Here is a 12578-nt window from a genome sequence, read left to right as displayed (position 1 = left end):
GACGGCGGCCGTGCCGTGGTGCCGTCGCCCGCCCGGCCCGCCTGACAACTCAGGCCGGTCCGGCGGGCGACGGCAGCACGGCCGCCGGGATCCGCTCCAGCACCCCGCCGGCGAAGACGTCGTACAGCGGCAGCGTCTCCAGGTGCACATAACCGATGTGGCAGTCGCAGACCGCCAGCGGACAGGCGCGCGGACCGAGCGCCCGCCGGTAGCTCCCGTCGTAGAGATTGCCCAGCTCCGCCGGTACGAAATGGCAGCGCCGCACGGTGCCGTCGCCGTCCACCGAGATGACCGACTCACCGGTCCGGCAGGGCAGCCCGGCCGACCGGTGCGGATGCCGGCTGTACGGGAAGAGCGGGTCGATGGCCGTCCAGCGCTCCGCCTCCTCGTCCGTGTACGTGTGGCCCTCCGCCGCGTTCACCCAGAGATAGACCTCGTCCGGCAGCGCGGCGCGCAGCCGTCGCGCCTCGTCGAGATGGTCGTCGAGCCCGACCACACCGACGCTGTGCCGGATGCCGAGCGCGGACAGTTCCTCGCACTTGGTGAGGAACCGCTCGTACGGAGTCTGCCCCGGGTGGTACGTGCACCACAGCGCGATCTTCTCGCGGCCCGCCTCACCGGCCTCGGCCAGCCACCCCGTACGACTGCTGATGTTGGTCTGGATCGCGACCCGGTGGATGTGCGGCAACCGCGCGAGCTCGACCAGCGCACGGCGGTACCAGGAGCGGACCAGGCCCTCGCCCCACGGCGTGAACAGCACCGAGATCCGGTCACCGGTCTGCGCCGCGGCCCACGCGGTGAACCGCTCCAGCGCGGCCCGGTCGGCGCGCAACTGCTCCCGGCTGTCGCGCCGCTTGGCGAACGGGCAGTACGGACAGTCGTAGTCGCACGAGGAGAGCGGCCCGCGGTAGAGGATCGTCAGGTCCATGGGGGTGCTCACTTCAGCTCGTACGCGGCCATCGCGGCGCGTACACCGGGGGAGAAGAGCTCCGGGCCCAGCGCGTCGGAGTGGGCCAGGCCCTCGGGGGAGAGCCGCAGCACTCCGGACGCCCCGGCCGGCCCGTCGAGCCAGCCGCGCGCCTCGAACCGGGCCAGATCGAGGGGGAAGTCGTCGGCCGGCGAGGTACCGAACCGCTCCCGGTAGTCGGCCAGTGGCAGTCCTTCGGCCTGGAGCACCGACTGAAGGAGGTGACGGCGGCGAGCCTCATCGCCGTCGACGTACCGGCCGACCTCCGCGCGCGAGAAGTCCTCGGTGGCGGCGTATCCGTCGATGATCGCCCGCACCTCCCGCATCTCCACCGCGTAGTCGAAGGAGTAGTGCAGCCCGGTGGTGTACGAGCGGGCGCCGCAGCCCAGGCCGATCATGCCGTCGGTCTGGCAGGCGTAGTCGTCGGGGCCGTCCGTCCGCGGGGCGTCGGCGCGGCGGAACATCCGCATCGAGACCTGCTCGTAGCCGTGGGCCAGGAGGTGGTCCCGGCCCGCGCGGTACAGCCGCAGCCGCTGTTCGTCCCAGGCCGCGTCCGCCGCGGCCTCGCCGTCGGCACCGAGCCGTCCCAGCCCGGTCAGCGGACGCACGTACAGCGGGTAGAGGTACAGCTCCTCCGGCCGCCAGCCGAGCGCCGCGTCCAGCGAGGTGCGCCAGCTGTCCTCGGTCTGGCCGTCGATGCCGTAGATCAGGTCGATGTTGAGGACCGGGATGCGGGCATCGCGTATCCGGTCCAGGGCGGCCTCCACGTCGGCCCGCCGCTGCGGGCGTACGGCGGCCCGCGCCTCGGCCTCGACGAAGCTCTGCACCCCGATGCTGATCCTGGTCGTACCCCGGTCGGCGAGAACGGCCAGCCGGTCGGCCGTCGCGGTCGACGGGGAGGTCTCGACCGAGAGCGGAACGGACCGCAGGTCGGCGCCCATCCGCTTCTCCGCGATGTCGCAGAGCCGCTCCAGCTCCGCCGCGGTCAGGAACGTGGGCGTGCCCCCGCCGAACGCGGCCGCGGCGAACCGCACCGGCCCGTCGTCGCCCAGCGCGTCCCGGACGGCGGTGGCCTGCCGGTCCAGCGCGTCGAGGTACCGGGTCGTCAGCTCGTCGGGAGCACCGATCCGGGTGAACAGATTGCAGAAGCCGCAGCGGACCTCGCAGAACGGTATGTGGAGGTAGAGCGAGAGCGCGTCCTTGCGCTCGTCCGCCCACAGCCCGCGCAGCTCCGGCCGGTCGGCGAGCGGCCGGTAGGCGGTCTTGTGCGGGTAGGCGTACACATAGCTCTGGTACGGCCGGACGGCCGGTGCGGCGGTCGTGGTGCGGCTCATGGTGCGGTGGCCCCCGGGTCCAGGAAGAAGTGCGCGTACGGAACGGTCCAGACGGACTCGTGACCGAGCCGGTGCCCGGTGTAGCCGTCGTCCCCGTACGCCGTGCCGTGGTCCGAGCAGACGATGGCGAAACACCGGCGGCGGCTGCTCGCGGCGGCGAAGAGCCTGCCGATGTGGGCGTCGACGTACTCCAGGGCCGCGGCATGGGTGGCGCGGGAGTCGCCCGCCTCGCGGGTGGCGCCCGGCCGGTGGAACCAGTTGGGCTGGTGCAGGGCGGACACATTGACGAAGAGGAACAGCCGCTGCTCCGCCGGGAGTTCGGCGACGACCTGCTCGGCGCGTGTCACCTGCGCCTCGAAGGAGGTGGGCGACGCCACGCCGAACTCCGGCTCCCAGTGGCTCTCCTGGAACATGTCCGGCAGCACCGAGCCGAGCGGCGGCTGCCGGTTGAAGAAGCCGACGCCGCCGATGCACACCGTGCGGTAGCCCACGCCGGCGAGGCCGGAGAGCAGGTCCGGTGTGTCGAAGACGAAGGTGCCCGGGGCGGTTGACTCACTTCCCGCGAAGCGCGCCGCGAACAGCCGGGGGTGCGGCCCCGGGCCGGCCGGTGTCGGCAGGAACCCCGCGAAGATCGCCTGGTGGGAGGCGTAGGTGAAGCTTCCCGGCGCATGCCGCTTCTCCCAGACACCGCCCGGCAGATGGCGCGCCAGATTCGGGATGCGCCCTTCGGCGGCGAGCTCCACCGCCACGTCGTGGCGCAGTGTGTCGAGGGTGACGAGCAGCAGATCGTGGCTGCCCACGATCCCGCTCATGTCCGGCTCGCCCATGCGCGGCTCGTCGCTGCCCGGCCCGGTCGGGTCCGGGTTCCGGGTGTCCGCGGGGGCGGGCGCGGTGTCAGGGGGTGGCGGTTGCACGGTTGTTCCTTGCTCTGTTCTGTACGGCGGCGACCTGCGCCGCGTATGTGTCCAGTCCCTCGGCGCCGCTGCCGGGAAGCCCGGTCAGGCGCGGCAGCAGGTCACCGAAGGCGTTGACCTCGCCGACGGCGAAGCGCCGCCAGCCGGTCGAGGGCAGCAGATCGACGCCCACGCAGAGGGTGTCCGGGAAGCAGGCGGCCGCCCGTTCGCACACGGCCAGGGCCTCGCTCCAGCTGCCGCCCGCCGCCTCGACGGCCGAGCGGACGGCGTCCAGGTCTCCGCGCTCGCCGCCGAGGTGAAGATTGGTCATGGGGGAGTGGCTGGTGCGCACCACGGCGTGGGTGGCCCGGCCCGCCACCACCACGACCCGCAGGTCCGTCGCCCGGCCGTGCCGGGTGGCCTTGGGCAGCCAGCGCTCGATGTGCAGCCCGTCGGGCGCGAGCGCGTCCACGACCGCCGCGATCTCCGGCTCCGTCGTGATGCGGCGCACCCGCAGGGAATTGAAGAGTCGGCCGGACGCGTCGCGCTCCACCGAAGTGGTGGCCCTGATGCGGCCCGGACCCGCCGTCTCCACGGCCAGCACCCCCGAGGCGGACGAGCCGTGCGCGAGCTTCACGAAGACCCTGGACATGCCGTGGTCCGCCATCCGCCCGCGTACGTCCGCCCAGTCCCGCACCACGGGCGCCGCGACCCCCGAGGTCGGTGACGCCGGGACCGGGACCCCGGCACCGTCCAGCACGGCATGGCAGAGCCGCTTGTCGAACAGCACCGCGACATCGTCGGGATCGTCGAGCAGTTCGGCACCGGCAGCGGCCGCCGCCCGCGCCACCGTCCGCACGGCCGAGGTGAACCCGGCGTACCAGCGGGCGGTCCCCTCGACCCTGGCCGGATCCCCGACCGCGCGGAGCAGCCGCTCCACCTCGGTGTCCTCACCGGGGGAGTCCATCCGCACGGTCTCGCCGGGCAGGAAGGAGGCTTCACCGCGCAGGACGTCCAGCCAGGGCACGACGCGCGCCGCGGGCAGCCCGGCGGCGCGCACGGCGTCCTGGAAGAGCGTGACCCGGCGGTTGCCGGGCACACCCACGACGGCGAAGCGCGGCGCCCGGCCTGCCGTACTACTCGCTGACGGCGACATAGCGGTCGTCGTCCTCTTCCGGATCCCAGTACTCGACCTCGTCGACCTCACCGTTCACCCGGTCCGGACCCAGGAGCTTTCGCAGCCGGTCCACCAACGGGTCGCTCATGTAGTGGTGGTGCAGATCCAACGAGGTCAGATGGGTGAGCGGCTGGCCCGAGAGCAGCGCCTGGGCACCTTCGTCGCCCAGTGTCCCCATCGCGAGGGAGAGCGACTCCAGCCGGGCGACGACCGGCGCGGAGGCCACGGCGGCCGCGATCTCGTCCTGGATCTCGCTGTTCTGCAGCCCCAGATGGCGCAGGGCGGGGAACGTCGCGCCGGACAGCAGCGGAGCGAGGTCCGCGACCGTGGTGTCCCCGCCGTACTCGGTGACACCGAGCCAGAGTTCGAGGCGTTCCAGCGCGGGCAGTTCGGAGGCGCCGATCGCCCGCACGAGGCCGGACGGCAGCCCGCCGGACTCGAACTTCAGCGACCTGAGCGACTTGTGCCGCACCGGTCGCAGACCGAGCGAATGGCGGTCGTCGCCCTGCGCGCCGCACCCGCGTGCCGCCAGCTCCTCCAGCTCGCCGAACGCCTCGACCACCGGGGTGATGTCGCACATCTTCAGCCACGACAGCTCGCATTCCTCGCTGACGACATCGGCGAGGAAGAGGGCACGCAGGGCCGGGAAACGGCCGGCGTGAGCGACCAGCAGATCCAGGACCGGGGCGAAGGGCTCGTACTCCTCCTGCCACCAGGGGCCGATCAGCAGGGCCCGCACCCGTGTGGTGTCGACCGTGTCGACGAAGTGCTGCCACAGTGTGCCGAACGTCAGATCGCCCTGCCAGGCGCTCTCCAGCCGCCACGCGACCGACGCGGCGTCCGGGAGCGCGCCGCCGGAGGCCTGGCCGGGTCCGGGAAGGGTATGGACCGGCAGGCCGTGAAACGCATCGGGATGCACGATGTCAGTCACCGCGCCTCACTCCGAGACCGAGGTGTAGCGGCCGTCGATGCCGCGGTTGCCCCAGGGCGTCTCGCGCTCCGACACATCGACCCGCACGCCGTGCGGCTCCAGCGCCTGCACGATCCGGCGCTCCATCGGCTCGGTCATGAAGTGGTGGTACAGGTCGAGCTTTTCGAGATGGGTGAGCGGCTGGCCGTCCAGCAGCGCCGCCGCGCCCTCGTCGCCCATGGTGCCGTTCGACAGGTCGAGGACGCGCAGTTGCGCGACGACCGGGGCGGAGGCCACGGCCGCCGCGATCTCGTTCTGCACCTCGCTGTTGCGCAGACCGAGATGGGTGAGCCGGGGGAAGCGGGTGCCCGAGAGCAGCGGGGCCAGGTCGGCCACGTCGGCGTCGCCCCCGTAGGCGGAGACACCGAGCCACAGGTCGAGCCGCTCCAGCGCCGGCAGTTCGCTGTCCAGAATGCCGCGGATCACGTCGACGGGAAGACCGCCGGTCTCGATGGTCAGCGAACGCAGCCGCTCGTGCTTCGACGGCGAGAAGACCAGGTCGGTGCCGCCGCGTACACCCAGTTCGAGCAGGCCGGGGAAGGCATTGAGCAGCGCCGTGACATCCGACTGCTCGATCCAGGAGATCTCGTTCTCCTCGGAGGTCATGTCGCCGATGAAGACGGCCTCCAGCGAGGTCAGCCGGTCCGCCGCGGCGATGATCAGATCGATCGCGTACGACGACTTCACCTCGTACGCCTCACCCCACTGACCGACGATCAGCGCTCGGACCCCCGCCGGGTCGACCGTGTCCAGGAACGCCTTGAAGGCTTCCTCCCAGGTCATCTCGGAATCGTCGTCGTACGGATCGACCGAGATTCGCCAGGCTGCCGCATCGGCGGCCTGCACGGGTGCCTCACCCGACGCGTGCTGGAAATCGACAGCGGGAAGGCCGAACAACTCGTGCAGATGGTCCACACCGGACATGACCTTGCGCTCCTGGTACTGGGGGACGGCTGATGTCCCCAAGGTTTATCAAGCCGCACTGACAACGGCGCGACCGGGACCATCGCGACGGGTCCGCCCGGTCTGCCGGGTCCGGTCGGCCGCCGGTCGATTGTCAGACCCGCCCCGTAGCGTTTTCTGCGTGGCCGGCACAGCGGGTGCGGCCATCGAGGGGAGACGTCTGTGTACCGGCAGGGCGATGTACTGATCGTGTCGTTGGAGGAGTCGGCGGTGCCCGCGCATCTCGTGGACGCGCCGGGTGAGCCGAGGGACGGCCGGGGGCGCATGGTCCTCGCGCTGGGCGAGGTCACGGGGCATGCCCACGCGGTGCAGGGGCCGGGCAGGCTGATGCGGGAGGCGGGGGTGTTCGGGCCGATGCTGCTCCATCTCCCCGAGGGCGGACGGGTGGTGCACGAGGAGCACGCGACGATACCGCTGTCGAAGGGCTGGTACCGCGTGGTGCGCCAGCGGGAGTACACGCCGGGGGCGGTCCGCATCGTCGCGGACTGACGGCGGGCAGGGGAACCGGAGTTCCGGCGGCGCACAACGCGCCGCCGACGACGCAGTACGCAAAAGACACAACACGACGCAGTACGCAGAAGACACAACACACAGAACACTGGGGACGGGGAAGACCGATGCAGTACGTGGACTCATGGCGGGCCGTGGCAGCGGCGACAGGCGCGGCCGACCGGTCCGCGGCCGAGGACGGGCTGCGGCTCGCCTACCGCAGCGCGGGGCTCGCCGAGCCGGAGCGGATCGTCTGGGTCGACTCGCCCAGGGCTGCGGTGGAGGCCGTGGAGAAGCTCGTCGACGCCGGGCGTTCGGTGCGTGACGAGATACGGACCCGGCCCTGGGCGCAGGAGCGCCGCCGGATGTACGACGAACTGGGCCCGGCGGGCTGGTCCGCGCTGTGGTCCGCCACCGGCGCCCAGCTCTGGGAGACCACCGCCGCGCTTGCCGACCGGATCCGGGCTGGTGTCGTCGCGGACCTCTCGAAGCGCCCCGAGGACGAGTCCGGCGTCCGGCTGGTGCTGCTCGACGCGGTGCTGGGCCAGCACGACGCGGCCTGGCTCGCCGCCTTCGACGGCCGGGGCGACCGACTCGACGGTCTGGCGGAAGTGGCCAGGCACGCGGGCTGGTGGTGGCCCTACGAACGCGCCGTGGTGATCAGCGAGCGGCCGGAGGCGCTGCACCGGGACGAGGCGGGCCGGCTCGACCGCGGGGACGGTCCGGCGCTCGCCTACCGTGACGGCTTCGCCCTCCACGCCTGGCGCGGCATGCCGGTGCCCGCGGAGTTCCTGGAGGAGCTGAACTCCCTGACCCCGAAGCGGATACGCGAGGAGGAGAACGCGGAACTGCGCCGCGTGATGCTGGAGTTCTACGGTTACGACCGGTACCTCACCGAATCCGGTGCGGAGCCGGTGCACCGTGACGAGACGGGTGTCCTGTGGCGGATCGCGCTGGACGGCGACGAGGACGTGGTGATGGTCGAGGTGGTCAACTCCACCCCCGAGCCGGACGGTACGCACCGTGTCTACTGGCTCCGGGTGCCGCCCGGCACCCGGACCGCGAAGGCCGGTGTGGCCTGGACCTTCGGACTCGACGGCAACGCGTACGCGCCCGTGCGCCAGACCTGAGCGCCGCCGGACGGTCCGCGGGCCGGGGCCACGCGGCCGAGGGACCGCGCGACGAGCCACCGGCCGGGGCGGGCCGGGATCTGGATCAGGCCGTCAGTGCCTCGTGGTCGATGCCGAGTTCGCGGGCGAGTGCCTCGTCGGTCCAGGCCAGCATCGTGGCCCGGGAGAGCGGGCCCGCGTACGACATCGTCTGGACGGCCAGGCCGTCCAGCAGGGCGGTCAGCCGCCAGGCCGCCGACATCGGGTCGTCGCAGTGGAACTCACCGGCGGCGGCGCCCTCCTCGATGACCTCGGCCAACTCCGCCTTCCACTGCTGGTCGAGGTCGCCGGCGACATTGCGCAGCGCCGGGTCGCGCAGCGAGGCGGCCCAGCCCTCGATCCACAGCCGCCATCCCTTGGCCTGCCCGGTCGGCGCGTACCAGCGGACGGCGGCGCGCAGCCGCCGTACCGCGCTGGTGCGGCGGCCCAGTACCTTGCGCAGCTGGGCGAGGTCGGCCTCGGCGGCATGGGCGAAGGCGGCCGCGACCAGCTTCTCCTTGGTCGAGAAGTGGTAGAGCACGAGTGCGTTGCTCACGCCGAGCACGGCGGCCACATCGGCGATCCGGACCGCCGAGACCCCCCGTACCTCGATCTGTTCGATGGCAGCGCACAGGAGCTCTTCACGTCGTTCCGCCACGCTCAACCGCACTCTCGCCACGGCGCCACCCTAGCGAATATGCCAATCACGGGAAGAGCGGGGGCGGAGCCGCGCACGGCCCCACCCCCTTGCTCAGCTTGTTCGAACGGCGCTCGCGATGCCGGACCGGACCGTCAGCGCTGTGAGCACCAGATGTCGGCGCAGCCGGAGTTGTACGCGTCGGTCAGCGTCTCGGTGAGCGACGCACCGGAGGCGTCCGTGACGGTGGATCGCAGATCGACCTTGGCGGTCCCGAGGGCCGGCACGGTGACCTTCCAGCGTCCGTCGGTGCCGCGGGCCGCCGAGGCCGGCTTCCAGTCGGTGCCGTCGGTGGCGTACCAGACCTTCAGCGAGGCGATGGGCAACGCCTTCCGTTCCCCCTGCGCGGTGAGACCGACCGTGTAGTCGAGCGGCTTCCCGGGATCGGCCGTGTTCTCACCGGTGAGCGGGAGCCCGTAGTCGAGGTCCAGCAGCCGGGCCGGGGCGGCCGACCTCTCGTGCCCGGAGCGCAGCCGCCATTCGCTGGTCACCCTGGTCCCGAGCATCCAGGTCACCGGGTCCGGCGACGTACGGGTGGCATCGACGGTCAGCCGGTACCAGCCCTGCTCGCGCGGCAGATCGAACGTGGCACGGCCCGGTGCGGCATTGCGGGCCAGCACCTTTCCGCTGTCGTCCGTGAGGACCGTGCTCCCGCTGTCCGCGCCCGGCGCGGTCTCGGCCCGGTGCCCGGCCGCGTCGGAGAACGCCGCAAGGGCCACCTTCAGCTTGTCGCCCTCCCTGACCACCTGGGCGGCACCGGCCTGTCTCCCGAGCGCCGGGTTGAAGGGCGCGGACATCCAGTCGTCCCGGTAGTCACCGCCCGCGCGGTACACGGTGGGCGCACCGACGAGGGTGCCCAGCGGATAGACCCGGTCACCGATGTCGTACTGGTAGTGGAAGGTCGCCGTCGTCCACTCCACACCGGGGGAGAAGTGCAGCGTCTGCTCCGCCGGCGGACGGTAGCGGGTCGTCTGCTGGAAGAGCGTCAGCCCGTGCCAGGTCGTCCAGGCGTACATGTCCTTGGGGTCGGAAGGGTAGCCGTGGGTGCGCTGTGTCGTCCGTACCTCGGCCAGCTCCGACCGCCGGTCGAACCAGTCGGCCCCGGCCGGGATCCGGCCGTCGACCGAGTGGTGCAGATAGTAGGCGTCCGCCCCGGTGCCGACGCCGTTCAGGATCAGCGTCAGCGGCCCCTGGGCCAGCCGGTCCCGCAGCGCGGGCACCCCGGACTCGTCCAGCCGGAGTATCGGAGTCGGCCGGTAGACGGAGAGCCCGTAGCCGACGTACAAGATGGCGGCCGTGCCGGCGTCGGTGAGCTTCTGGTAGAGCGCGTTGTTGAACGAGGTGTCGCTGCTCGCGGGTGTCCACAGCACGATCCGGCCCTTGAGGTCCATCGACGCGGGGTCGGTGTCCGCCCCGGTGCCGATGTCGACGACCTCGCCGGTCGCCGTGCCCAGCCAGCTGTAGATGCTGTACTGCGACAGCAGCAGTTTCAGGGCCTGGGGGGAGGAGCCGGGCTCGTGTCCGTCGACCTCCCGCTGCTGCCAGCTCAGCCCGCCGAAGAAGGTGAGGCCGTCCAGCGTCCCGCCGGTGCTCGGCACGGCCTCGACGCGGTACTGACCGGCGGAACTCGGCGCGACGAGTCCGGTGTCCGCGGTGGCGGAGCCGGTGCCGATGTGCGAGGCGATTCCGGTCGCCGACTGGAGGGCGATCCGGGCGGACCCGTCGTCCACCCCGATCCGTACCGGCCGGGCGCCCCCGGTGTCCAGCGCGAGCGCGGTGTCCCGGTCCACCGTCACCCGCCGGGCGAAGTGGATCGCGGTGGTCCCGACGACGGTGCCGTCCACCGTGTCGTACTCCCAGGTGTGCCCGAGGGCCCGGTAGCTGCCGCGCGGCAGCGTCACCTTCTTCGGTGTGGTGCCGGTCAGCCCGATCAGCTGGGACGTGCAGGTCCGTTCGTTCTGCAGGACCACGCCGGTCGTGGTGGCCTCGCTGCCCGCACGGGGTGCGGGCCCGGTCAGTGTGAGGGTGTACGTCTGCGGGTCGGCCTTGATCGATACGGGCACGGTCGCCCGTCCGTGCCCCGGCCAGGTCGCGGTCACGGCACCGCCGTACGTCGTCCCCGCCTCGACCTCGGAGGGTTCGAGGGTGACCTTCGAGACGGCCGAGGACCGCGCGGGCACGGTCAGCGTCCGCGCGCCGATCCGCACCGCACCGCCCTGCCCCGCCGAGAGGGTGAGCCGCAGCGGCCTGTCGGAGGTGTTGGTCCAGGTCAGCTCGCGGCTCTGCGGCCCGGCGGAGGAATTCGGGTACCTGGCGTCAGCGGCCAGCGTCGCGGGTTCGGCGAGCACCGCGGTGGCCAGCGCGGCCGGGACGTCGGTGAGGCCGGAACCGGTGTCGGAGACCGTCGCACCGTCCACCCATGCGGCGCTGCCGATCAGCGCGGCCTTCAGCCGGGCGCCGGACCAGTCGGGGTGCCGCTGGGCCAGCAGGGCCGCGGCGCCCGCCACGTGCGGGGCGGCCATCGACGTACCGGAGAGCGAGGCGTACTGCTCGGTGACGGCGGCGTCGTCCAGGGTGCCCGCGGCGCGGGCGGCGACGATGTCGCTGCCGGGGCCCGAGATCTCCGGCTTCACGGCGGGCCGGCCCTCGCGCGGTCCGCGTGAGGAGAACGGCGACATCGCGCCGGACTTGGTGACCGAGCCCACGGTCAGCGCGGCGTCGGCGGCGCCGGGCGCGCTGATGGTGTGGTCGCCGCTGTTGCCCGCGGCGATGACGAAGAGCGTGCCGTGCTCGGCGGAGAGCCGGTCGACGGCGGCGGACAACGGGTCGGTGCCGTCGGACGCCACGGTCTGGCCGAGGCTCATGTTGACGACCCCGGCGTCCTGGTCCACGGCCCACTGCATGCCGGCCAGGATCCAGGAGTCGTAGCCGTAGCCGTCGTTGTCGAGCACCTTCCCCTCGACGAGTTCCGCGCCCGGCGCGACCCCCGCGTACCGGCCCGCGGACGCGGCCCCGGAGCCGGCGATGATCGAGGAGACATGGGTGCCGTGGCCCTGCATGTCCTGGACGTCGCCGTCCCCGGTGAAGTCCCGCGAGGCGACGACGGCGTTCTTCAGGTCGGGATGGTTCCGGTCGTATCCGGTGTCGAGAACGGCGACCTTCGTGCCCTTCCCGGTGACCCCGGCCCGGTGTGCCCGGTCGGCGCCGATCTGCGGGACGGATCTGTCGAGCGTGGCCCGCACCCGGCCGTCGAGCCAGACCTTCCCGATGCCCTGCGCACGGGCCCGCGACGGGGTACCGAGCTGCTCCCAGACGGTCCCGGCCGACTTCTTCGGCACGTCGAGCGCGGAGGTCCGGGCGGTCGGGAAGGCGGCGGCGACGCGTGCCCCCTTCGGGGCGCGGGGGCTGGGTGAGGACTCGGTGGCGCCGCCGACGAGGACGCGTAACGAGTCCGTGTCGGCGTCCGCGTAGCCCGAGGCAGCGAGCTCGGTCACGTCGAACAGCCGCCGGTCCACCCGGTCCCGGGCGATCTGGCCGACGGCGTCGATCGGGACGGCGTACTCGTGACCGCCCGCCCGGAAGCGGGTGAAGCCCATGCCCTCACGCCCGGCTCCCGGCACGATCGAGCTGATCTGTACGCCGTCGCCATGGCCGGAGTACGTCACCACATCGCCGGTCAGCAGGGTGACGGTGCCGCCCCGGCCGGCCGTTGCCGGGGGTGCGGACGGGCCGGCGAAGGCGGCGGTGACATCGGCGGCGGCGGGCAGTGTTCCACCGGCAAGGGCGGCGGCGAGCGCGGTGGCGCAGAACGCCATCCATCTGGTCCGTCTCATTCTCACCTCGTGAACTCGTGGGTTCTCAGGGAGTGGTGAGGTGAGACTGTCAGGAACATGGCGGATCGGAGCCGGGCGCGGACTGGCGGGTAGCTGCCATGGCAGCT

Annotated in this window: 10 protein-coding genes; 2 read left to right on the top strand and 8 right to left on the bottom strand. The window is 72.3% G+C overall.

Annotation, left to right across the window (positions count from 1 at the left end):
* Window positions 1-49: 49 nt before the first annotated feature.
* From EES42_RS25770 to EES42_RS25745, 6 genes are all read right to left on the bottom strand, one after another.
* A complete protein-coding gene (locus tag EES42_RS25770; protein ID WP_124720621.1) occupies window positions 50-928 on the bottom strand; it encodes an STM4011 family radical SAM protein in 879 nt (292 codons plus the stop codon).
* Window positions 929-936: 8 nt separating this feature from the next.
* Window positions 937-2301, bottom strand: coding sequence for an STM4012 family radical SAM protein (locus EES42_RS25765; RefSeq protein ID WP_124720620.1), 1365 nt, complete (start codon window positions 2299-2301; stop codon window positions 937-939).
* Window positions 2298-3113, bottom strand: a complete 816-nt coding sequence (locus EES42_RS25760) for an STM4013/SEN3800 family hydrolase (RefSeq protein ID WP_124720889.1) — start codon at window positions 3111-3113, stop codon at window positions 2298-2300. The genes EES42_RS25765 and EES42_RS25760 overlap by 4 nt, the downstream gene beginning before the upstream one ends.
* An 82-nt stretch (window positions 3114-3195) precedes the next feature.
* Window positions 3196-4350, bottom strand: a complete 1155-nt coding sequence (locus tag EES42_RS25755) for an STM4014 family protein (RefSeq protein WP_124720619.1) — start codon at window positions 4348-4350, stop codon at window positions 3196-3198.
* Complete coding sequence (locus EES42_RS25750) at window positions 4331-5302, bottom strand: STM4015 family protein (protein ID WP_124720618.1); 972 nt, start codon at window positions 5300-5302, stop codon at window positions 4331-4333. The genes EES42_RS25755 and EES42_RS25750 overlap by 20 nt, the downstream gene beginning before the upstream one ends.
* Window positions 5303-5308: 6 nt before the next feature.
* Window positions 5309-6265 carry an STM4015 family protein gene (locus tag EES42_RS25745; RefSeq protein ID WP_124720617.1) on the bottom strand — a complete coding sequence of 319 codons (957 nt, stop codon included), beginning with the start codon at window positions 6263-6265 and terminating at the stop codon, window positions 5309-5311.
* Between the two features lie 201 nt (window positions 6266-6466).
* Here EES42_RS25745 and EES42_RS25740 point away from each other — a divergent pair, with 201 nt between their 5' ends.
* Window positions 6467-6793 carry a hypothetical protein gene (locus tag EES42_RS25740; protein ID WP_124720616.1) on the top strand — a complete coding sequence of 109 codons (327 nt, stop codon included), beginning with the start codon at window positions 6467-6469 and terminating at the stop codon, window positions 6791-6793.
* Window positions 6794-6921: 128 nt separating this feature from the next.
* Complete coding sequence (locus EES42_RS25735) at window positions 6922-7923, top strand: DUF6745 domain-containing protein (RefSeq protein ID WP_124720615.1); 1002 nt, start codon at window positions 6922-6924, stop codon at window positions 7921-7923.
* Window positions 7924-8008: 85 nt separating this feature from the next.
* Here EES42_RS25735 and EES42_RS25730 read toward each other — a convergent pair whose 3' ends face one another.
* Together EES42_RS25730 and EES42_RS25725 are read right to left on the bottom strand one after the other, a co-directional pair.
* The gene (locus EES42_RS25730) at window positions 8009-8599 is read right to left on the bottom strand and encodes a TetR/AcrR family transcriptional regulator (protein ID WP_124720614.1); all 591 of its coding nucleotides are present in this window, start codon (window positions 8597-8599) and stop codon (window positions 8009-8011) included.
* Between the two features lie 134 nt (window positions 8600-8733).
* Window positions 8734-12471: a S8 family serine peptidase gene (locus tag EES42_RS25725; protein WP_124720613.1), complete on the bottom strand. Its 3738-nt coding sequence runs from the start codon at window positions 12469-12471 to the stop codon at window positions 8734-8736.
* Window positions 12472-12578: the final 107 nt, after the last annotated feature.

The sequence above is a fragment of the Streptomyces sp. ADI95-17 genome, from assembly GCF_003846175.1.
GTDB classification, from domain to species: domain Bacteria; phylum Actinomycetota; class Actinomycetes; order Streptomycetales; family Streptomycetaceae; genus Streptomyces; species Streptomyces sanglieri.
This window is presented reverse-complemented; position numbering and strand designations above follow the sequence as displayed.